Source organism: Sphingobium lactosutens, from assembly GCF_013393185.1.
Lineage (GTDB): Bacteria > Pseudomonadota > Alphaproteobacteria > Sphingomonadales > Sphingomonadaceae > Sphingobium > Sphingobium lactosutens_A.
The window spans coordinates 159,084-181,014 of the sequence record NZ_QJQX01000085.1; the positions used below are offsets into that span (position 1 = coordinate 159,084).

Below are 21,931 nucleotides of genomic sequence, written 5' to 3' on the forward strand. Positions count from 1 at the left end.
CAACGGACCGGCCCGCGGGGACGACTCATAACGACCCGCGAGACCCGGCGTAATAGGAACAGGAATCACCTGCCCTGCACAGAGCGAAGCGAAGGAAGGACGGGGAAACCGACGCGATCACCAAGCGGAGCCGCGCAGCGGCGTAGACGGCCAGGTCCTTGCGCCAGGGGGCCGGAACAGGCCCCGACATCAAATAGATGCGGCGCATCTGCTTCTGACGGGCAGCTTCCTCGGCGACTGTAAAAAGCACGACTTCGCCGATAGGCTTGACCTAATCTTGTTAGCCCCGCTCGCGATCGTTTGTCCTAGACACGCGCTCGCCTGCGCGGGTTGTCCCTATAATTGCGACATTTCAGCAGGATTTGACTAACTGACACGTTCTAACGTATATGTGTCCGGGATAGCAGGTGAATTTCGACGCTTTTTGACGAACCGCAGGCTATCAAGTGTAAGCGAGGGGGTACTGCCCATGCTATCGGGCCAGATTCTGGATACCATGATCAGCTCATGTGAGAACGCCAAAAGCGTTCTGCGTCGGGCCGCCATAGACCCTTCCGATCGGAAGACCTTGAACATAACTATGGGCGCTACCGTAGCTGCTGATTTTCTTGGCCGTACGCCCGAAGCTCTGGCGAAAGCGGAAGCTCGCGGCCGCCTCCCCGCGCCAAAAACCTCAAACAACGGCAGACGTTTCTACACGGTGGAAGACCTGATCGCCATTCGTGAGACTCTCGGCATCAAGATGGGCAAACTTGCTGATGAGCGCGCCGTTGTGATTGCGGTCCAAAACTTCAAGGGTGGCGTTAGCAAGTCAACCACCTCTAAGCATTTAGCAGATTACTTAGCCCTCCGTGGGTATCGTGTTCTTGTTGTTGACTGCGATCCTCAGGCTTCCATGAGCGTAATGTTCGATGTGGATCTCGAGGGATTAGTAGATGAGACACATACGCTCTCCAATTTTCTGTCACCGCGTATCGACGAGGCCGACTCATTTCGTAAAACAATCAGATCCACTGCTTGGCCTAATATCGACATCTGTCCCGCCAACCTTGGCCTTCAGGACACTGAGTGGGAATTGACGGCGACGATTGAAGAAGGTCCTCAAGCAATTGCCGGCGCATTTCGCATGCTGCGCATTGGACTTGAGGAAGTTCGCTATGATTATGACGTCATTATCCTCGATCCACCTCCGGCCATGGGTTTTTTGGGAGTCAACACTTTAAGTGCGGCCGACGGCCTCCTCATACCAGTTCCCGCGCGCCAACTAGACTATCTTTCGACGATACACTTCATGCAGACCTGCCGCGAAGCGATGAGTCTGGTTTCAAAATTCGATGCAACCGTTGACTATGGCTTCATTCGAGTCGTTTGTACGATGTTTCAGCCGAACCGCACCAACGAAGCCCAAATGCTTCAGGTTATGGAAAAGACCTATGCTGGACAAATGCTTTCCACCCCTATCCTGCTATCTGAAGAAATAAAGAATGCAGGTATCGCAATGTCCTCCATTTACGAAATTAATAAGCCATATGGATCACATCAGACATATACTCGGTGCCGGGACAATTTAAACTTGGTGTTCCGAGAACTTGAGAAGGACATCTGCAAGCAGTGGCCGTCACGACTCACGCAACTCGGCACTGATCGCTTGACGGAGGCAGCATGAGCAGCGGACCGGCACGCCGTCGTAGCCTCCTAACCAATGCGATCGACAGCCTTGCGACTCCGCAGGCCCTGTCTGAGCCCGCAGTGGGCGCGGCTATGCTAGAGGAAGAGCAGGCGGGGGCTCGTAGGGAACCATCGCCCCCTGCATTCCTCGAGCGCCGTGGCGTCGCGTTCGACGAAATTGCTCGAACGGTGAAGCGGCTTACCATCAAGCTTCGTCCAGATGAGTGCAGCGTCTGGCCGGGCAACGCACGGGAATACGCCAATCTTACATACGAGCGCTGCGCCTCCTTGATAAACTCCATTAAGGAAGAAAACGGCAACCGTGAGCCGGTCGTAGTACGTAGGACGCCTGATGCGGAGAAACCATACGAGCTAATTGTTGGTACTCGACGTCATTTTTCGGTTTCTTGGCTGCGCGAAAATAATCACGCTGAGATTGACCTCGTCGCACGTATAGAAACATTGGATGACGAAGGCGCATTTCGCCTCGCCGATATCGAAAATCGCGAGCGCCAGGATGTAACCGATTTGGAGAGAGCTCGTAACTATCTCCATGCCGTCGATGCTTATTATAACGGGGTCCGTAGTCACATGGCAGCCCGCCTGGCGATCGGAAAGCAGAACCTGCACAACTTGCTTCAGCTCGCCGAGTTGCCCCCCGAGGTGGTTCGCGCTTTTGCTGATCCGTCCGACCTAAAGGTTCGTCACGGGATGAAGCTATCCCCTCTTCTCAAACAGCCGGATCTCCAAGAGGCAATCTTGATTGCTGCACGGGAGCTCGCCCAGGAGCAGGCATCTCGTAGAGCTTCAGGTCAGGAGCCCATCGAGGGGCCGCAAGTCTACCAACGTCTTGTCACCGCGAGCCCGAAGAGAGCGGAACGGCCGTCGTCTCGCGCGAAAGCAAGGGTCAACTCCCCAGACGGTGAGGAGATTGGCCTCATTGTCTCTGACACCAAAGCCAAGGGAATGACGATCAACATCAATCCGAAGCGGTCGATGAACGTTGAGGAGATTCTCGCAGCGCTTCGTCCAGTGATCGAAGCGGCGAAATTCGCCAAACGATGACCGCCATTATCGTTTAAATTCAGGTGTTTAACAGCGAGTAAAACAGGTTTTACTTGTCGAGCAGTGGAATGACCATGGCCTCAAAAAAGGATGCGCGCGACGATACTCAGGTTGACCTGTTCCTTCCGCAGCTCACCGCCCTCCCCTTACGCGACCAGCGGGAAACGATGGAGCGGCCCTTTTTTTCTCTGTCCAAACGCAAACGTCTAAAACCAATCGACTATGTCAGTCCCGATCGCAAGGTGACGGTCCATGTGAGCGCCAACTCTGAGTACGGGCTGGCTACTATCTACGACCTCGACATTCTGATTTACTGCGCGTCGGTTCTCATTGAGTACAAACGTCAGGGCAAAAACGATATCCCCCAGACATTGCATGTCGTTCCATATGATATGCTATCAACTCTGAAGCGCGACGTAGGCGGCCGAGCGTATGAATTGCTCGGCAATGCACTTGACCGTCTCCAATCGACTACCGTGAAGACGAATATCCGCTCGGGCGATGCAGTTGAAACGACGTTTTCGTGGATCGACAGCCACAGCCAGCTCAAGGACCGCAACGGTCAAGTTCGTGGGATGCGGATTACGCTTGCGAAATGGTTTTATGATGGCGTCCTTATGGAAGGAGGAGTTCTTGCCATTGACCCGGCGTATTTCTCATTAACGGGAGGGCGCGAACGCTGGCTTTACCGTGTTGCCCGTAAGCACGCCGGGGGCGCAGGTTCGGACGGGTTTTCGATTGCAATGCCGACACTATACGAAAAGTCGGGTGCGGAGGGCGACTACAGACGCTTCAAGTTTGAGATGGCAAAGATCGTGCGAGAGAACGGATTGCCGGGGTACTCGCTCGAGCTGATCCAGAGACAGGGCACTGAGCCAATGCTGAGGATGACGAGACGCGATGCGGAACGTCAAGAGGCCCCCCTACCCTCCGCGTCGCTTCAAAAGCCTTCAACCCCAAAAGAGAGTCAAACGCGGGCGTCTGATAAAAACCCGATCAGCTTTCCCGCCGAGGGCCCAATTTCTTTTGGGGCATTTGGCGCCATTGCGCGCGCAAATCTTCCCAGTCCTCAACGTGACCATTCGGCCGTTGCGGTTGAGTTCCGCAATTTTTTACAGACCCGTGAAATCGCCTTTGATGCGCCAAACATCACCCAAATATTTGCAACATTTTGCTCTAAGCAGCGGCCCGCTAGCTGAGGCTAAATTGAGTGGTATCGATGGGCTGCCCCCCCTTCCCCATGCTGACAGCACCCGCACCAGCAAGCGCACGCCCCTGCTAGTGGCGTTCCCAAAGTCCCGAACAGTGGACTCGTACAGCATATAGGTTTGCCTAGGCGCTTTGAGGGGCCTCCCTTCCGTACAACTGAAGATAGCCACTCGCCAGTTATCTAAAGCTCCGGGACGTGCAGCAGTGCAGCTTCTTAGTCCCGCTTGCCTGATGGCAGCACGACGGATCCGAAGCTATGCCGATCTCCTTCCTGAAGAGAATTGATAAGGCAGACTATCTCGGTTCAGCGCCGCGTCATTCTAGTGGCTGCCCGTCACGAGACACGCGGCAGCTCAGATAATGCATCCGCACCTCATTGGGCGTCTCGAAATATCCTGAAAGCACGAGCGCTCAGGTGGTACATATCTTCCCGCTCATCCGCTGGCGCGCTGCCAGGATACATGAGATAGACTGCGTGCCCGGTATTTTGGGAACATCCACGGCCATCTTAGCTGCTTAATCGACTCATGTTCCTTCTTGAAGCTCCTATCATGTGGAGCTCACAGCTGCCCGGATCATAGTTGTCGAATTTGAGTAGGCGCGGTGACCAATTTGATCGACTTACCCCGTTCCCGAAGTACCGCGACTCTGCAGATCTCCGATAAAATTGATACTGGGACAGGCAGGGGAGGGGACGGCTGCCGTTCCTATAATCCCGTGCATCCGGCGGACAGAGACTGCGATGAACAACCTTAGACGCTGAGATGGCTATTTAGCTTCAGCGGCCTGTCATGTTGGCCGTTCCTAATATCCCGTGCGGCAAGATCACGAGCTCCCCTCAGACCGCAGACACCTTCCCCACCAGAGGGGCGTCGACAATCGCTATTTTAAAAAGCCGAAGCACCTCACGACCACAAAAACGGCGGTTTTCTGCCGATTAGCGGCTAGGTAAAACGCGTTTTACCGGAGGAAATCAGTCCATGTCTGCAGGCGTGACACGGGACTTCAGGAACAACCCTCCGGTACATTAAGAACAGAATCACGGTGCATCAGGAACACTGCGTTCGGGACAATAGGAACGGAGCAACGGGATTTGAGGAACGGCCTACCTAACCCGACTCGCGAGAAACCCACGATTCGCGGAACAACCAATCTCCTTTAACCTTCTATAGATTCCTTAAAGGAGTAAACGAGCGCCTGCGGCGCCTCTTCTTGATTGATGTATTATGATTTTAATGACGCCGGCGGACCAATTGCAATCGGGGAGGATATTTAGACAATTTTTCCCGAACAGAGAGTGAGGCCGAAGCCCGAGCTTTCTAGAAGCGCCGAAGCACCGCTGACGAGGGGGGATGCAATTCAAAAACGAGGGCGTTTCGTTCCTCCACGCGGGGCAATCAATTTTGCCGTGCGCGCGTCTTTAGAGAGAATCTCCTGATCCCTTTCCATCGCGCACTGCGTTACGTAATACATGGCATTCGTGCATCGTCTGCATAGGCATTGATCGCGGCTTCGGGATGGTTTCTCCTGACCTGCGGATGCGCCATGTCGCAGGCGCTCTGTGCAGCGCCGCGTGCAAGACTTCTGTAGCGTTCGTGCAGCACTAGGCCGGGGCAGAGGAGGAATGCCGGACGACGGTAAAGACGTGTCCGTTGCTCGGGCGTACTACACGGTGGCGTGGAGTTGGACAGAAAATTCTAGGTTCACCGGTGAGTGTAGTTGAAGTGGCTGTCTTAGGACGACAGGACGGCCGCCGTCGGCAACACTTCGATCGATCCGCCTCAGCCGCAGGGCAGTGGAGCGGGGAGGGGAGCCCAGCTTGCTTGGCGCTAGCACGAGGGCGGCAGCAAGATTAAGCACAAGCGCATGTTGTGTTAGGTTGCCCACGGCTTTGTATGAACGGAAGGGGGCTCAGGTAGCGTTTGCACTCAGTGGGTGCTAAGCTTCGAGCTGGCGGCTGATCTGTTCAGGCAGTCGGGACACCGCGGACAGCTTGGACGCGCCCATTGCAAAAGCGACGGCATCACGCGATCGAATACGAATGCGACAACCAGCTGGATAAAAGCACTAGGCTCAAGCGGCGGCGGGTTTCTCAAACCCATCTACTCCGCCTTTGCAATTCCATGTTGAAGGCTTGTCAAATGATGCCAGACTGGGGTCAGCAAACGCCTCTGCTCTGCTGGGATTTTGTCGAAGCAAGTCGCGTTACCGTGCCTGACAAAGAGACTTTGCAGCTGGATCCGCGCGCTGTAGGTGCGCCTCCGAGGGAAATTGCTGAAATTCGCCCTCAGAGCCCCGTAGGGCGCTCTCGGAGCTCCTTGGCACCCTTACCCTATCCGAAGCCTCTTTTGGCGCTCTAAGGCCCGTTTGCGGGCACTTTTGCTTCGGCAATAAAAACAATGACTTATGGAAAAGCGGCTCGTCCGAGCGCGCGAGACCAGTTTTTGGGCAGAAATTCGAGCTATCATCTGCCTTTCGAATTACGGAGGATACAGCGGCTCTCTGCTGTTCGCAGAGCACCCGCCTAAGCTCGCGCATGAGCAGGGAGGGAGAGATCGACCGCTAGTCGCACGGACGAGGGCGCTTTCGCTTTCTGACAATGGGCAGCCGCCATGACTCCCGGCGGCCTCCTCCAATGACCGTCCTGGCTCAGCGCCGGAGGTGACTAATGTTGCGACGGCAAGCGGGCTGAGCGAAAGTTATGTTGAGGGTCTTGGGAGACGCCTTCGGGCCACGCCGCCGCCGCCAAGCAGGCGGCCTCAGCGCGGCTCGGCCTCCCACAGCTCAGGAAATGCGACCGGCAGGGTGACTGTTGTGCTGAAGGGTGCAAAGGGAGCCGGGCAGTTGGCCATATGGTTTGCTTCCAATTGACGCAGCAGCTTGGCGGCACCGGCCTTGGTTGCGGGGAGGGCGCGGGCGAGCTGGGCCGGGGTGAGGGCACCCAGCGCAAACAGCAGCAGCCAGCTCGGCAAGAGCCGCGAGTTCGATCGCTGATCGGGAAATTCTCGCGCGAAAAGCTCGGCGGCGCGGGGCAGGCGGGCGATATCGCAGGCGGTGTCGTGGAGCGCCTCGCGCAGGATCTCGGCTGCGTCGGACCGGCGGTCTTCGAGCGAGCGGTCGGCGCGGAACAAGCGGCGCTGAACGATGCCGGGGCAGGGGAGGGGGATCGCGCTGAGATGAAAAGCCTGGCCGTTTGCTGCGGCAGCGAGGTTCACCGCCCAGCAAGGGGTGAGAGCGGTGGCTGAGAGCGGGTCATCGTCGATCGCGGTTGACGTGCGAAACCGATCGATGAGCGCGAGCAGTCGTTCGAGCGGGGCCGAAGGCAGCGCTGGATCGGTGAGGGCGGCGAGCACGGCATCGAGCGTGCCTGCGCTTGTTGCGACAATCTCGGCCGCTGCGGCGGCTTCGCTGGCGAGGGGGCGAATGGCGAGCCGGCGCACTTCGCCGATCGCTTGGGCGAGGGGATGTGTGCGGTCCGGCAAGGCGCGCTCGAGCAGCGTCAGGAAGGCGTTGCGGTCGGCCGCGCATTCCGCGCCGATCAGCTGCTGTCAGCGGACAAAGTAGACTGCATTTTGCTGTTTCATCGTCAAATCAAAAGGTTATAGCGACGATACTGCAAGCAATTCTGTCTCGCGCGATTTGTCCGTCGCGGTGCTCGACAAAGTAAGCTACATTTTCATCGACGCAGAAATCGTTGTGGAGTCCATCCATGATTGAGCGCAAGCCGTCTCCCGCGCCCCGACGAAGTCTCAAATCGCTCGAGGCGGGTTTGGCGCTATACCCGCACTTCCGGCAACATATCTCCCTTTCCGGCCCGGTGACGGCAGCTCAGGTCGCGGCGATTGCCGAGGCAACAGGCTTGAAAGAGCGGCAGATACGGACATTGGCTGCGCGATTTAGGGCGCATCCGGTCGCGGAGACGCTTGCTCCAAAACCGCGGGGACCCACTGTCGGATCGCACCGGATTGATCCGGAGGTGATGGCTGCGATCGAGACGTTGATCGAGGAAATTGCGCTCAAGATGGTGTCGACGTCGCGGGCGGAAGCGGCGCGGCAGATATGGGGCCTGTTGCACGCGGATAATGGAAATCACGGGTTTTCCGCCGATCTGATCCCAAGCGAGAAAACGATCGAACGGCTGCTGTGCGAACTTCCGAGCCGCGTCTGGGCCAAAGCCACGATGGGATCAAAGACCAGAAGTGCCCATGAGCCACACCCCGGCGAATATTGCAGCGACGGATTTCTCGACCTGGTTCAGATGGATCATACCAGAGACGATGTCATCCTGGTCGATAGCCTGAGGCGGGAACAGCTCGGAAGACCTTGGATCACATTCCTCATCGAAATCTGGACCCGATCGATCCTCGGCTACTATGTCAGCTTCGGCGACCCTTCGATATTCCGGTGCGGGCGGGCGGTTGCGAGTGCCATGTTGCCCAAGGAGCCGATCCTCAATCATCTGGGAGTGGACGTCAGCTACCCAATGTATGGCCTGTTCAGCCGCTTGCATGCGGACCAGGCTAAACCGCATCGGTCGGAGGGCTTCAGGCGGGCCTGTGTGCGCAACGGGATAGACCCCGATGTCCGCAAGCCTGGGCCTGCCCATCTGGGCGGGCATATCGAGCGGCTGATCGGCACAATGGTCGGAAAACTGAGACTTTTGCCCGGTGCGACGGGATCGAACGTCTCGGCGCGCGATGGGTACGATGCCGAAGCGGAAGCAGCGATGACGCTGGCTGAATTCGAGCGATGGCTCCTGTGCCAGATCGCGATCTATCATCACACGCCGCACAGCGCGCTGGGCGGCCTCTGCCCCGCTCAGATGTGGGAGCGGGAAGCGGCCAGACGCGGCCGGCTGCTGCCCCTGTCGGTCGATGCGGAGCAGCTCTTCCGCCAGTTCCTGCCGTCGACGTCCTTGACGGTCCATGCCAAGGGCGTTCGGATCAAATATCGGCATTACTGGCATCAGGCGCTCGCCGCCCGAATCGGCCAAAAGGTCGAGATCAGTTGGGATGAGCGGACGATCCAGCATGTCTATGCCGACCTGGACGGCAGCTATGTGGAACTGCCGGTCATCGGCCAGTATCCAGACGTTTGGGAGGCGGACTGGGAAGCCGGCAGAGCGAGGGTCAGGGCCTTGGGCAGGGCCTATCAGGCCGATGGCGGTCGCGCCGTGACCGCACGGGCGGTTGCTGCCGCCAACCAGGAAATCCACGACGCGCGCGCCCGCACGAAGGAGGCGAGGCGCCAGGCCAAGCGCCGGGAAGGGGAGGGGACGACACTGGCGGACCTGCGCGTTGCCCGAAAGCCCGAACGGCCGCCGGTTGACTGGAAACCGGTCGCGGACCTGGGCGAGGATGACTGGTTGCAGGAGCGGACATGAGCGTGGCTGCACCACCGCCTTCCTTGGCGCCCGCATCCCCATTCTGGATCGATTTCGAAGAAGCCCACAACGCTGTGGAGACGATTGTCGAAGTCGCCCATGACGACCCCGAGGAACGCCCGACCTGCATCGTGCTCACCGGCCAGTCCGGCATGGGGAAGACCTCGATCTTGCGCGAAGCCCAGCGGCGCCTGACCGAGGCCTTTCCCGAGCCTGCCCATTGGGGCGAGGCGCGTTATCAACCAGTGTTGCGGACGGTCATTCCCTCGAGTCCGACCTCGCTCAAGATCAACCTCGCCTTGCTCTGGAAACAGGGCTGGCCGATCCGCACGAACACGCACAAAACCGCGGATTTAAAGGTGATCGATCTCCTGGCCGCACAGGGTACGAGGCTGGTCGCAATCGATAATGTCCACGTGATGCTGACGGCCAGCGGCGCCGCGCGGCGCGACACCCTCGATGCGTTCCGTTTCCTGATGAGCGCGGGCAATGTGCCCCTTGTCGTGGCGGGCCTCGAAGTCGCCCGGCAGATCTTTGCTGACGATGTCGAGCTGGCCCACCGTTCGATCATGCTCAAATTGCCGTTATGGGAGCCAGGCGAACCCTCGCAGCGCCTGATCAGGGCGCTAGCGCGCGGCATGGGGATGGAAGATCCCGACCATCTGGCCGACCCCACCTTTGCCGAGCGCATTTGGCGGGAAAGCGGCGGGGTGACCGGGAATTTCAAGCGGATCCTGCGCTGGTCAGGAAAGGTCGCGAAGCGGCATGACCGTGCGCTGGTGACGCAGGACGACATCAGCCAGGCGTTGCAGCTCTTCATGCCCTACAGCCCGGAATGAGCGGCCGGGACATCGAACCCTTGGCGTTTCGGGTGAAGCCGCTGCCCGAAGAATGTTTCGAATCCTGGCTGCGGCGCTTGGCCGAGTGTCATGACACCACCCCCAAGGCGCTGTTTCGCCATCTCGGGATCGACGCGGCGCTGGCCGATCGCGATCTGGCATCCTCAGCCGCTGGCGCGGCGGAACCGCGTCACGCCATGGTTGAGCGGTTGGCTTGGGCGACGATGGTATCGGAGAAGGCGATTTCCGGGACGTTCGTGGGCTGCCCGAAGACCGATCTGTTGCCTTTGGCGCTGCGTTCGATCGGCTGCGCCCAGTGCTGGCGCGATTGGTTGGCGTCCGCCGAGCCATGGCGGATCGAGCGGAGCTGGATTTTGCGCGTGACCGCCTGTTGCGAAACCCATGCCTTGTTGCTGACCGATCTGCGGGGGATCATGGTCCGGGGGCATGGCAACGCGGCGCGGCAGCTGCTTGAGGAGAATGTGGATCGGACCCGGGCGCAAATGGCCCGCTTTACCTTGGTCAAAACCCGCCTCGCCTGGAATGGGACCATTGCGCGCGCCCATGTTCGCGGGAGTGACCCCAGTTTCGGGGCTATGCCGGCACGCTATCGGGCGGCGCTGGTCGGCAACCGCTTCCATATCGCACCTGCCCGTCATCTGCTCTTGGCGGCCCTCCACAGTAAAGACGGACTCCAAGCCGGCCAATGGGAGCAGATTTTCGGCTTCACGACGCGGCCCGGACGCGGCGCGCCAACGGGCAGGGCGCGGGGCGCGTCTGGCCCCAAACTCCCGGACCTCGCGAAGACGATCGCGAGGATCGGCCTGCGGCAGCTTGAGCGCAAGCGCCGGGAACTGGGCAAGGTCTGCAAGCGACTGGAGCGGGCCAAGGAGAACTACAGCTTTGTGCATTGGCAGGGTGTGTGGCGAAAGGGCCGTGCGGCGCTGGCGCACGAGGTGAGTCTCCGCCGCGCCGCCGAGATGGCTGGTGGTGAGATTTCCGCGCAGACCTGTTTGCGGGGCTTCCAGGAGGCGCTGGTCTATCTGCAGGAAGCCGGGTTGGCGGACGGTACTGATCCTGTCGCGCGTTGCGATGGCGATCGCTGGGACGATTGCCACGAGGATGTCCATCGCTTGCGGGCGCGGCTCGCCGCGTGCTTCGCCGATCCAGACTTTCGCGTCCTGCTCCATCTGCCAAGTCTTCCCGTCGGCTTCGACGCCTTGGAGGGGACACAGTGCCTCGCGCCGATCCAGATGAAAGCGGCGGCGTTTCTGACAGGATTGACGTTTAAGGGCGCATGACACGGAGCTTGCGCTGCCGCACGATGCAAAAATCGGCCGACACATGCCGGCCACAGGGCATTTGGCTCAATTTTGCCCTCAGAGCCTCGTAGGGCGTGTTGAAGGTCTCCGAGCACCCTTGGCCTATCCGAGCCTCGTTTTCGCGCTCTAAGGGGCCTTTGCGGGCACTTTTATTTTATGGTTCAAAATCAATTATTTGCCTGAAATCTGCCGACTGAGCGGCCTGCAACGCTGCTTGAACAGCGGATCCAAGGCGAAAATTTCCATTCGCCCTGGAGTTTTGCAGCCGGCTCACTCGTCCAGATCATTTCCTCGACAGGAGGCATTCGCGCGGGCGAGCAGGCGGTCGATATCGGCCATGATCGCGTCATGTTCGGCATAAGGGCTGTCGGCACTGACGTCGTCCTCTGCTGCCGGGACATTATAAGCGCGTGGGGGCGGCAGGGCGCGAATGACCGCCTGATGTCGGGGAGCGGTTGTTTCGGCCAAGCCCGCTTTGACGAGCGCTGCCACAAGATCGCGCGCGCCGTTTTTCGATACGCCCAGGGCCTGCTCGATCTGCAGCGGGCGCAGCGGGCCAAAGCCGGCGAGCAGCCGGTACAGATGCGGCGCGCGCGACGTCGAGCGCAGGCGGGAAATGGCCGCCTGCATAGCCTGCACCCGCGCATAGGCCGCATCCAGTTGTTCGCTCACACGGCGCGCGGCATTTCCGGCGGCCTCAGCCACCAGAATGGCACGCTCGCGCGGCCACAATTCGGGCCGGAGCGCTTCGGCCCGCACGGTGCCGGGTAAGGGGAGGGGAGGGGAGCCCGAGTTGCTTTGCGCGATCAGACGACCGGCGACAAGATCGAGCGCCCATAGCGGCATGGCGGACCTTGCCTGCTCGAAGACCATCGGCCCGGATGGCAGGGCGAGCAACTGGCGGTTCCGCTCGACGGGCGCGAAATGCGGCGAGCCTGCGGCAGCGTCGTGCAGGCGATCCAGCGCGGCGAGCGGCCAATTTTCCTCGGGACCCAATGCGAGGGACTCGGACAGCCTGGTGGCTTCCTCGACGGCGAACGCCGGCGGGATTTCAGGCTCAGCATGGTGCCTGTCCTGATCGAAGCGCGCCGCGGCGCGGATCTGCGCGGTCGCTTGCCCCAGCGGTTCCCAGGTGGACAGGGATAGCTCAGACAGCAGCGTGTCGGCGACCAACGCTGCCGGGGCGGTGATCTGGGTCGTGACGTCAGGCACGGGGGCGAGGCCGGAAAACCACGCGGAAAACCAGCCCTCGGCGCCGGAAAAGCCAGACTGGGCGAGGGCCTCGATGAGCATGAGGCGGACGAGCGCGGCGCAAAAATGATGGGCCACTTGGCGAGGCACATGTGATAATTTGCCTTGTAGTTGGCCCCAGGCAAGCGTGGCCTGCACCCGCGCCGCCATGAGCGCGTCGAGGGGCGCATCCTCGTCTGACTGGAGCGGATGGAAGGGGGGCGAGGGGTCTGCCATCCACCAAGTCTAGTTAAATCGACTTAACTGCACCAGCCTTGATCAGCCTTTTTTCGAGCTAACGATAATGAGGTGTTATCGATAGTGACAGCCACATTTTCGCCGCTATAATCCCGTCCATGCCTGTTGGGAGAATAACACCGGACTCCGCACTTCCTGCCCGTTTTCCGCGCTATTTTTTTCCCAATAACAGTGGATTCTCGCCAATAACGCCGGACTGGCCTGCCGCAGGCTGTCCCGCAGCGTCAGGCCGGGTTGGCCCATGAGCAAGAAATCAAATTTGCCGATGTCTGCGCCGGCGCCGCGCCTGGCACAACCGAAGGCGGCGGTTGCCGCGGAGATCGTGACGATCCTGCCGCCGGGCGAGACCAAACTGCCCCGTCGGCGTTCCGGCTCGGCGCAGAATCGCGAAGCCCAGCTCGTCGCCTTGCTCCAGGAACTGACGGGTGAAGGCGCTGGCCTGGTCGAACTCAACTTCAGGAAGAGTCTTGAGGCGCGGGCGCCCGCCAGCATCAAGGCGCTCGCGGTCGACCTGGATTGCTACGCGCGCTTTTCGGCAGGGCAGGGCGGGATCGGTTTGCCCGCCAGCGAAGCTCGGCTCGTGGCCTATGTCGACTATTGCGAGACGCGTAAGTTCAAGCCGGCCACCGTGTCCCGGCGCCTGTCTTCGCTGGCGGTGGCCCATCACCTTCTGGGTGTTCCCAATCTCGTCGGTGCCGGCGTGGTCCGCGATGCGCTGCGCGGCCTGCGGCGCCGGGCCGGGGTCAGGCAGCGCCAGGCCGGCCCCTTGCGGTTCGGCGACGGAGTCGGGCCAGAGGCCGTCAAGGGGTTCACGCTGTCGGTCCTGCTCGATGCCTGTGGGGGCGATGTTGCGGGTCTGCGCGATGCGGCGCTTTTGTCGCTGGGCTATGATGCGGGGCTGCGGGTGTCAGAGCTGGCGGCGGTCGCGCTCGAACAGATTGAAGGGCAAGAGGACGGCTCAGCTCTGCTCGAGCTGGCACGCTCGAAAACCGACCAGGACGGGAAAGGGGCCTTGGTGTGGCTCTCGCCCGATACGATGCGGCGTGTGGCTTTGTGGCGGGAGGCAGCCTCCATACGCGCGGGCGTCCTGTTCCGCAGGGTGGCGGTGACCAGGACAAAGCCAAGCGAAGCCCGGCGCGAACGTACCATCAGCGATCTGGCCTATCATGCCCAGGTCGATCGCGACCGCATGGTCGCGCGGCCCGCGCGCGCTGCCACCGCGACATACAAAATTGGGGAAGACGCACTGACACCCGCCGCTGTGCGTCTGATCATCAAGCGGACGGCGCTCGCAGCCGCCGATCAGGGCCTGGTCGATCTCATGGGAGCCGATCTGGCCGAGGCGATCAATGCCCTGAGCACGCATTCGCTGCGGGTCGGGCTGACCCAGGACCTGTTCGCCAATGGCGAGGACGCGGGGCCGATTGCGCAGGCGTTGCGCTGGACCTCTACCGCGACTGCTCTACGCTATGGCCGCAAGCTGGCGCCTTCCTCCAACGCGGCGGCGCGCATGTTGAAGGGCGTCAGAAAGTGAGGCCGCTGCAGCGATCTCTGTCCGTCCGGCAAAACGGGGAAACGGGGCCGGATGCAGTCTTCTTTGTCCGGTCACACTTGCGGCGATCAAACTCGTCTGCATACGCCTGTGATGCAACACGCAATGAGTCCGCGCCCTAATATGTTCGGGAAAACCTGTTCCTCATTGTTGCACCGCCGCCGCCCGAAGGCCTGGCCCTTTCCTCGAGTGCCCAAGCCATCATCTTCATGCGTCATTTCGCAGCAATCTACCCAACCTATGGAGCTATCATGCGATGGCACGCCACCATCTGACACCCGCCGCATCGACTTCCTCTGCCACGAGGCCCCTGGTTCAAAGGCAAGCCAGGTGAGCAAGGCTTTCACCTGTAGCAAGCCCCAGCAGACTTAGACTGATCTGGCGTTTGAACAGCGCAGGAAAAATGTCGATGGCTCGTTTGGGAGAGCCAAGAAGTGCGAGCAATCTTGCAAGACCGTCTTCATGCCCCTGGATCAGCGCTCCGATTCTTTCATGTAGCCCGCGGAAGGGCTTGCCGTGAGCGGGAAGGACAAGGACATCGTTCGGAACTGTCTGCCGGATCTTCCCAAGGGTCACAAGCCAATCGCTGAGAGGATCAGCTTCGGGTTCCAATGGTTGCACCGAAACGTTGGATGAGATTTCAGGTAACACCTGATCTCCCGAGATCAGCAGGTCGAGATCAGCGCAATAGAGCATCGCATGCTCAGGTGAATGACCTTTGCCGACGACTATCATCCATTCACGATCACCAATTTTCAGCCGTTGCCCGTCTTCCAGCGCGCGAAAATTGTCGGGCAAGGGGTAGAGCATTTTGCCGAAGTCACCAAAGCGCGCCCGATAGTGATCGAGCTCAATTTCTCCCCATCCAGCGGCTTTATAAAATTGAATCGCTTCTGCTGGCGCCTCTTGGCCGGTATAGGAGGCGAGAACACGGAGAGTCAGATATTCTAATCGTGTCATCCATAGTGGAGCCGCATGTTTCTGCGCGAGCCAACCTGCCATCCCGCTGTGATCGGGGTGAAGGTGGGTGACGATGATGCGTTGTATGGGCTGATTGGCCAAAGTGGAGGCAAATGCCTGATGCCAGGCCGCGGCAGTTTCAGTCGTGCGCAGGCCCGTATCGATGATCGTCCAGCCATCATTGTCGGCCAGCGCCCAGAGATTGATCGCCTCAATGCGGCCGCCCATGGGCATACGCATCCAGAAGACTCCCTCCGCAATTTTTGCAGCGCTGCCGCTACCGATCTCTGGTGGCTCGATCTCCGGGTACGTAATCTTTGAGTTCATTGCATTCCCCATCGTTTTCCATTTCACCCACGCGCGGATCTCGCGACAAGCCAGAATTCATTTGTGGAAGGGAGGAGCAGGCTGCCAGCGCGCGCACCAGTACCTACCACGGCAAAGTTTGACAAAAGCAAAGCAGTAGATCTCTCTCGCTGGGGCAAGGGCGAGAGCCTTGTCAGTTCCTTTGTTGTTGCCGATCTTGGCAGGTGCGAGTTGAGTATGGGATTCGGTCTTCCCCGGTGCGACCAATTTCGAGCCGCTGGTCGATATGCGCCCGAAAGCGAAGTTCTTCGTAAGTCTGGCGGCAACAACAAACTCGTGAGAAGATGTCACAAATTTACAAAGTATGATGTGTGAACTGTGACTTTGCTTCCATCCTCGTTCTTCCCTAACTGAGCGCGTTCAAGCACATGCCGCCGTAGCGGTTTGCCACGCCGCCGGACGAACGATGGAGATCAGTATGAACACGGAAACGCCGCGCGCCCGCGCAGTCTTCTCGACTGAGGATTTCACGTTGCTTCGCGAGGCTGTCGGTCATCATCTGAGCGAAGTGAAGGATCGTCCGGAGTCGATCAAATATGCCAACCTTTATCACCGGCTCGGCCGCGTCGCGCCAATCCGCGGCTGATCTAGACAGTTGGTGTGAAGCTGATGATCGAACGTCACAACCTGTTGGTTGCCTCATCGCTGGCAGCATTTCTCGAGCAGGATGTCCTGCCAGATGTTGGCATCGCGCCAGAGACGTTCTGGCATAGCGTGAGCGCAATCTTCGAGCGCATGACGCCCAGCAACCGGGCGCTGCTGGCGAAGCGGGATGAGCTCCAAGCCCAGATCGATAGCTGGTACAAGGCGCAGGCCGGAGCAGATGTTGATCCCGCGTCTTATCAAGCGATGCTGCGTGACATTGGCTATCTGACGTCGGAACCGGCACCGTTTCAAGCAGGAACTACAAGGGTGGACGCGGAAATCGCCAGCATGGCCGGTCCGCAGTTGGTCGTTCCGATCCTCAACGCGCGGTTCCTGTTGAATGCAGCCAATGCGCGCTGGGGGAGCCTGTACGACGCGCTCTATGGCACGGATGCGATTATGGGATCACCTGCCGGCAGTGGCTATGATCGGGCACGTGGCGCTCAGGTGATCGAGTGCGCCAAGGCATTTCTCGATCAAGCGCTGCCGCTTGCTGGCCGTAGTTGGACGGACCTTGGTGAACTTTCGGACGATCTGCCGCTTGTTGATCCGGCGCAATATATTGGCAAGAGCGCGGCCGCTCGCCTGTTCCGTCACAACGGCCTGCACATTGAGATCGTCATCGATCATGGCCATCCGATTGGCCGTGACGACCCATCGGGCATTGCCGACATCCGTTTGGAAGCGGCGCTGACCACGATCTGCGACCTGGAAGACTCTGTTGCTGCAGTGGATGCTGACGACAAGGTCAAGGTTTATGCCAATTGGCTAGGGTTGATGCGCGGTGACCTCACCGACACCTTCGAGAAGAACGGTGCATCGATGACCCGCAGCCTGAACGAGGACCGCGTCTATCAGGCGGCCGATGGCAGCACGATCACCTTGCCGGGCAGAAGCTTGTTGTTTGTTCGCAATGTCGGGCATCTGATGACGAACCCGGCGATCCTGCTACCTGACGGCACAGAAGCGCCAGAAGGCATTATGGATGCCATCGTCACCAGCCTGATCGCAGCCATCGACGTGAAGGGGCTGGGACGCTTCCGCAACAGCCGCGAGGGGTCCATCTACATCGTCAAACCCAAAATGCATGGGCCAGAAGAGGCGGCCTTCACCAACGACCTGTTCGATGCGGTAGAGGACCTGCTTGGCTTTGACCGCCACACGATTAAGGTCGGCGTGATGGACGAGGAACGGCGGACCTCAGCGAACCTTGAGGCCTGCATTGAGGCGGTCAAGGACCGGATCGCCTTCATCAACACTGGCTTCCTCGACCGGACGGGCGACGAGATCCACACATCGATGCAGGCCGGCGCAATGATCCGCAAGGCTGACATGAAGACCAGCCAGTGGATACAGGCTTATGAAGACCGCAATGTCCGCATCGGTCTTGCCTGCGGCCTGTCAGGCAAAGCGCAGATCGGCAAGGGCATGTGGGCTGCGCCGGACAAGATGGCGGACATGATCGAGCAGAAAATTGCGCACCCCCGAAGCGGGGCGAACACGGCTTGGGTGCCAAGCCCCACCGCGGCAATTTTGCACGCGATGCATTATCATGAGGTTGATGTGTTCGCTCGCCAGCAGGAAATTGCACGGGAGACGCCGCCGCCGCTTGAGGCGCTGCTGAGTTTGCCGCTCGCGACTGACCGCAGCTGGACGACCGATGAGCTAAGGGCTGAGCTCGATAATAACGCCCAGGGCATACTGGGCTATGTGGTACGCTGGATCGATCAGGGCGTGGGCTGTTCGAAGGTGCCAGACATTCATGATGTGGGCCTGATGGAAGATCGCGCCACTTTGCGCATCTCTTCGCAGCATATCGCAAACTGGTTGTTGCATGGCGTTGTCACGGCAGAAGATGTTCGGGCAGCGTTCGAGTGCATGGCTCTAAAGGTAGATGAGCAGAATGCCGGCGATCCACTATACCGTCCGATGGCTCCGAACTTCGATCGGAGCATCGCCTTCAAGGCGGCGCTCGCGCTTGTGTTCGAGGGCGTGGAGCAGCCCAATGGCTATACCGAGCCGTTGCTACACAAGTTCCGGCAGCAGCTCAAAGCGCAGCTGAACGTCGGCCAGGCAGCCGTGGCTGTCGCATAGGCAGCCGATCATAGCGGTGATCAGGATAGGGCGGGGCAGGGCGCTTCCGCCGCTGGGCCTTTGTGCCCTCGAGAAATGAAAAGGGAGTGCGAAGAATGAGCTATCAGACGCAGATCACCTCAACCAGTGATCTCATCAAAACAAACGCGAGCTGGAACGGGATCGACGCTGAATCCGTCGTCCGCATGCGTCTTCAGAACCGGTTCAACACGGGCCTTGATATCGCCCGCTATACGGCCAAGATCATGCGCCAGGACATGGCCGCCTATGACGCAGATCAGGCCAACTACACCCAGTCGCTTGGCTGCTGGCATGGCTTTATCGGTCAGCAGAAGCTTATCAGCATCAAGAAGCACTTCGGCACGACCAAGGGCAAATATCTCTATCTCTCGGGATGGATGGTCGCCGCGCTTCGCAGCGAGTTCGGCCCACTGCCTGACCAGTCCATGCATGAAAAGACCAGCGTTTCGGCACTGATCGAGGAACTCTATACCTTCCTCAAGCAAGCTGACGCCCGTGAGCTGGGCATGCTGTTCCGCGATCTCGATGCTGCAAAGGAAGCAGGCGACGAAGTCAAGGCGCAGAAGATACAACAGGACATTGACAGCTACGAGACGCACATTGTCCCGATCATCGCTGACATCGATGCGGGCTTCGGCAACGCCGAAGCGACTTACCTGCTCGCCAAAAAGTTTATTGAGGCGGGTGCCTGCTGCATTCAGATCGAGAACCAGGTCTCGGACGAGAAACAGTGCGGTCACCAGGATGGCAAGGTCACCGTGCCGCACGAAGACTTCCTCGCCAAGATTCGCGCGGTCCGCTACGCCTTCTTGGAGCTTGGTATCGACGATGGCATCATTGTTGCACGCACGGACTCCCTGGGCGCTGGCCTAACCAAGCAGATCGCCTTCAGCCGTGAACCGGGCGACCTTGGGGATCAATATAACAGCTTCCTGGATGTCGAAGAGGTGACAGACATTGCCAGTCTGCAGGGCGATGTCGTCCTGGCTCGCGGCGGCAAGCTGTTGCGCCCCAAGAGGCTGCCGTCCAACCTGTTCCAGTTCCGCGCCGGGACGGGAGAGGACCGCGTCGTCCTTGACTGCATCACCTCGCTCCAGAATGGGGCCGACCTGCTCTGGATCGAAACCGAAAAGCCGCACGTCGAGCAGATTGCGGGCATGGTCGATCGCATCCGGGAGGTCATTCCCAACGCGAAGCTCGTCTACAATAATTCGCCCAGCTTCAACTGGACACTCAATGTCCGTCAGCAGGTGTTCGATTCCTGGCAGGCCGAAGGGAAGGATGTCAGCGCCTATGATCGGGCCAAGCTGATGAGCGCCGATTATGATGCCACCGATCTCGGCCGTGAAGCTGATGAGAAGATCCGCACCTTCCAGAAAGATGCTGCAGCTCGAGCAGGTATCTTCCATCACCTCATCACCCTGCCGACCTACCATACGGCGGCGCTCAGCACGGATAACCTGGCTAAGGAATATTTTGGTGATGCTGGTATGCTGGGCTATGTCGAGGGCGTCCAGCGCAAGGAAATTCGCCAGGGCATCGCCTGCGTCAAGCATCAGAACATGTCTGGTTCTGACATTGGTGACGATCATAAGGAATATTTCGCAGGAGAAGCCGCGCTAAAGGCAGGCGGCATCCACAATACTATGAATCAGTTTGCTGCCTGACGGCAGCTAATCAGGCCTGTCTGCCAGAGCTTCGCCTCTCTGCAGGTTGGAGGAAGGAACTTGGCGGCTGGGGCGTTACCCTCAGTCGCCATTTTTTCGCACAATGCAGGTTTCCATGCGTGCAGTCATCGGACTGAGATTAGACCGCAGCCGATACTACCGACATACCTTCCAAAAACTGACTTTTGCGCAGGATCATTGATCTGCCCCCCGCTGAGTAGCCCAGAGACTATGATAGTCTGGACCACGAAGGGGACATTGAATGCCAAGCAAGAAGCACAAGCCGGATCGGCAAGTTGCGTGAAGTTGAGATCGTGCTGGCGCAGGGGGCCTCGAATTCCGAGGCATGCCGGCGGATCGCGGTCAGCGAGCAGACATATTATCTCTATGGACGGCTCTCCCTTTGCAAGCGGCATTGAAACGTTCTGCGTGGATCAGTTGCAAACATCTATCCGGCGTCAGCTGGTTGGCCAGAGCGCCCAAATGGGAAATCCGCACACGCGCACCTCTACAGCTGGTAGGCCTCAAGAGCCTCGATAATAGTCAGGTTCGTCGCGCGTCGGCTCGATCAGTGCAGTCCATTTCTCCGTCTACTCGCAAACTGGTTGGTGTCTTCAGGCGGCGGCGCGGTAGTGATCGCCCGTTCGAAGCACGGCCCAGATTATCCGTGCGTTCTTGTTGGCGATGGCAACCGTTGCGCGGTTGAAGCCGCGCCGTTCCCGAAGCTGGTTGGCCCATTGACTCATAGGATCATTTTTGTTGGGTGCCGTTCTCACGACGGCACGTGCGCCGTGAACCAATAGGCTGCGCAGATGCTGGCTTCCTCGTTTGGAGATGCCCATAAGCACGGCCTTGTCACCGCTCGAAAACTGGCGCGGTACCAATCCAAGCCAGGCCGCCATGTGGCGCCCATTCCTGAAGTCCGAACCATCGCCGACCGCTGCAACAATGGCTGTCGCTGTTTTGGGCCCAACGCCTTTGATCCTGGCGACGCGCTGACAGGGCTCGCTCGCTTTGAAGACGGCTTCGATTTTCTTGTCGAAATGCGCGATGCGACAATCGAGATCACAGAAAAATCCCAGAGTTCGGCAATGGTTTCGTGAGCCATAGCCGACAGACCAGATTCGGCACGCGCGAGAATTTCCGGGATCATGCGTCTCGCTCTGGTGATCGATTTGGCAAAGGCGATACCGCGATCAGGCAATAGTCCGCGCATCTGACTGACCAGGGCGGTTCGATGATTGACAAGCCGCTGGCGGGCGCGGTGCAACGCCTGCACATCCTGCTGCTCTACGCTCTTCTTGGGCACCAGCGGAATGTGGGGTTGGCGCACGGCCGTGCAGATCGCCTCGGCATCGTTGCCGTCGTTCTTCTGCCTGCGCACGAACGGTTTCACATATTGCGGGCTGACGATCTTCACCTTGTGGCCAAGGGCTTCAAACTGGCGCGCCCAGCAGAAGGCGCCCGTGCAGGCCTCGATCGCGATCGTACACGGTTCGATGCCGGCAAGCACAGCCAGCAACTGATCGCGCATGACCCTGCGTTTGAAAATCGCATTGCCTTTGCGATCCGCGCCATGGAGTTGAAATACGTTCTTCGCCAGGTCGATACCGAGGACATCTATGGTCATCGCTTCTCTCCTTCCAAGTTCG

13 protein-coding genes and 2 pseudogenes are annotated in these 21,931 nt (G+C 59.4%); 11 read left to right on the top strand and 4 right to left on the bottom strand.

Features of this window, described 5'->3' with window-relative positions; genetic code table 11:
* Positions 1 to 469 precede the first annotated feature (469 nt).
* The 3 genes from DM806_RS26825 (at position 470) to DM806_RS26835 (ending at position 3,932) form a co-directional block, all read left to right on the top strand.
* Positions 470 to 1,666, top strand: a complete 1,197-nt coding sequence (locus DM806_RS26825; protein ID WP_179046191.1) for an AAA family ATPase — start codon at positions 470 to 472, stop codon at positions 1,664 to 1,666.
* Positions 1,663 to 2,733, top strand: coding sequence for a ParB/RepB/Spo0J family partition protein (locus DM806_RS26830; RefSeq protein ID WP_179046192.1), 1,071 nt, complete (start codon positions 1,663 to 1,665; stop codon positions 2,731 to 2,733). Before DM806_RS26825 ends, DM806_RS26830 begins: the two co-directional genes overlap by 4 nt.
* A gap of 74 nt (positions 2,734 to 2,807) precedes the next feature.
* A complete protein-coding gene (locus DM806_RS26835) occupies positions 2,808 to 3,932 on the top strand; it encodes a replication initiator protein A (RefSeq protein WP_179046216.1) in 1,125 nt (374 codons plus the stop codon).
* A gap of 2,769 nt (positions 3,933 to 6,701) precedes the next feature.
* On the opposite strand, the gene DM806_RS26840 is transcribed toward DM806_RS26835, so the two are convergent.
* Positions 6,702 to 7,424, bottom strand: coding sequence for a hypothetical protein (locus tag DM806_RS26840; protein ID WP_179046193.1), 723 nt, complete (start codon positions 7,422 to 7,424; stop codon positions 6,702 to 6,704).
* A gap of 497 nt (positions 7,425 to 7,921) precedes the next feature.
* Here DM806_RS26840 and DM806_RS26845 point away from each other — a divergent pair, with 497 nt between their 5' ends.
* From DM806_RS26845 to DM806_RS26855, 3 genes are read left to right on the top strand one after another with little or no spacing between them, the layout of a single operon-like run.
* Positions 7,922 to 9,325, top strand: coding sequence for a Mu transposase C-terminal domain-containing protein (locus tag DM806_RS26845; protein WP_256869530.1), 1,404 nt, complete (start codon positions 7,922 to 7,924; stop codon positions 9,323 to 9,325).
* Entirely contained in the window at positions 9,322 to 10,164 is an 843-nt protein-coding gene (locus DM806_RS26850) for a TniB family NTP-binding protein (protein WP_179046195.1), read from the top strand. Before DM806_RS26845 ends, DM806_RS26850 begins: the two co-directional genes overlap by 4 nt.
* Positions 10,161 to 11,465, top strand: a complete 1,305-nt coding sequence (locus DM806_RS26855) for a TniQ family protein (protein WP_179046196.1) — start codon at positions 10,161 to 10,163, stop codon at positions 11,463 to 11,465. Before DM806_RS26850 ends, DM806_RS26855 begins: the two co-directional genes overlap by 4 nt.
* 291 nt (positions 11,466 to 11,756) lie before the next feature.
* Here DM806_RS26855 and DM806_RS26860 read toward each other — a convergent pair whose 3' ends face one another.
* Positions 11,757 to 12,953: a hypothetical protein gene (locus DM806_RS26860; RefSeq protein WP_179046197.1), complete on the bottom strand. Its 1,197-nt coding sequence runs from the start codon at positions 12,951 to 12,953 to the stop codon at positions 11,757 to 11,759.
* Positions 12,954 to 13,215: 262 nt separating this feature from the next.
* Between DM806_RS26860 and DM806_RS26865 the strand changes: the two genes are divergently transcribed.
* Positions 13,216 to 14,508 carry a tyrosine-type recombinase/integrase gene (locus tag DM806_RS26865; RefSeq protein ID WP_256869531.1) on the top strand — a complete coding sequence of 431 codons (1,293 nt, stop codon included), beginning with the start codon at positions 13,216 to 13,218 and terminating at the stop codon, positions 14,506 to 14,508.
* Between the two features lie 333 nt (positions 14,509 to 14,841).
* Here DM806_RS26865 and DM806_RS26870 read toward each other — a convergent pair whose 3' ends face one another.
* Entirely contained in the window at positions 14,842 to 15,813 is a 972-nt protein-coding gene (locus tag DM806_RS26870) for an MBL fold metallo-hydrolase (protein ID WP_179046198.1), read from the bottom strand.
* Between the two features lie 457 nt (positions 15,814 to 16,270).
* Here DM806_RS26870 and DM806_RS26875 point away from each other — a divergent pair, with 457 nt between their 5' ends.
* The 4 genes and pseudogenes from DM806_RS26875 to DM806_RS26890 all read left to right on the top strand — a co-directional run.
* A complete protein-coding gene (locus tag DM806_RS26875; protein ID WP_256869532.1) occupies positions 16,271 to 16,438 on the top strand; it encodes a hypothetical protein in 168 nt (55 codons plus the stop codon).
* A 23-nt stretch (positions 16,439 to 16,461) separates the two neighbouring features.
* Positions 16,462 to 18,591, top strand: coding sequence for a malate synthase G (locus DM806_RS26880; protein WP_179046218.1), 2,130 nt, complete (start codon positions 16,462 to 16,464; stop codon positions 18,589 to 18,591).
* A 95-nt stretch (positions 18,592 to 18,686) separates the two neighbouring features.
* Positions 18,687 to 20,279, top strand: coding sequence for an isocitrate lyase (locus tag DM806_RS26885; protein ID WP_179046200.1), 1,593 nt, complete (start codon positions 18,687 to 18,689; stop codon positions 20,277 to 20,279).
* Positions 20,280 to 20,541: 262 nt separating this feature from the next.
* Positions 20,542 to 20,662: pseudogene (locus DM806_RS26890) on the top strand (IS3 family transposase); the annotation flags it as partial.
* Positions 20,663 to 20,893: 231 nt separating this feature from the next.
* Here DM806_RS26890 and DM806_RS26895 read toward each other — a convergent pair.
* Positions 20,894 to 21,909 (bottom strand): annotated as a pseudogene (locus DM806_RS26895) (IS110 family transposase).
* Positions 21,910 to 21,931: the final 22 nt, after the last annotated feature.

Coding starts and splice junctions, on each gene's coding strand:
- DM806_RS26825 (WP_179046191.1), top strand. CDS start 470: ATGCTATCGGGCCAGATTCTGGATACCATGATCAGCTCATGTGAGAAC.
- DM806_RS26830 (WP_179046192.1), top strand. CDS start 1,663: ATGAGCAGCGGACCGGCACGCCGTCGTAGCCTCCTAACCAATGCGATC.
- DM806_RS26835 (WP_179046216.1), top strand. CDS start 2,808: ATGGCCTCAAAAAAGGATGCGCGCGACGATACTCAGGTTGACCTGTTC.
- DM806_RS26845 (WP_256869530.1), top strand. CDS start 7,922: ATGGCTGCGATCGAGACGTTGATCGAGGAAATTGCGCTCAAGATGGTG.
- DM806_RS26850 (WP_179046195.1), top strand. CDS start 9,322: ATGAGCGTGGCTGCACCACCGCCTTCCTTGGCGCCCGCATCCCCATTC.
- DM806_RS26855 (WP_179046196.1), top strand. CDS start 10,161: ATGAGCGGCCGGGACATCGAACCCTTGGCGTTTCGGGTGAAGCCGCTG.
- DM806_RS26860 (WP_179046197.1), bottom strand. CDS start 12,953: ATGGCAGACCCCTCGCCCCCCTTCCATCCGCTCCAGTCAGACGAGGAT.
- DM806_RS26865 (WP_256869531.1), top strand. CDS start 13,216: ATGAGCAAGAAATCAAATTTGCCGATGTCTGCGCCGGCGCCGCGCCTG.
- DM806_RS26870 (WP_179046198.1), bottom strand. CDS start 15,813: ATGAACTCAAAGATTACGTACCCGGAGATCGAGCCACCAGAGATCGGT.
- DM806_RS26875 (WP_256869532.1), top strand. CDS start 16,271: ATGAACACGGAAACGCCGCGCGCCCGCGCAGTCTTCTCGACTGAGGAT.
- DM806_RS26880 (WP_179046218.1), top strand. CDS start 16,462: ATGATCGAACGTCACAACCTGTTGGTTGCCTCATCGCTGGCAGCATTT.
- DM806_RS26885 (WP_179046200.1), top strand. CDS start 18,687: ATGAGCTATCAGACGCAGATCACCTCAACCAGTGATCTCATCAAAACA.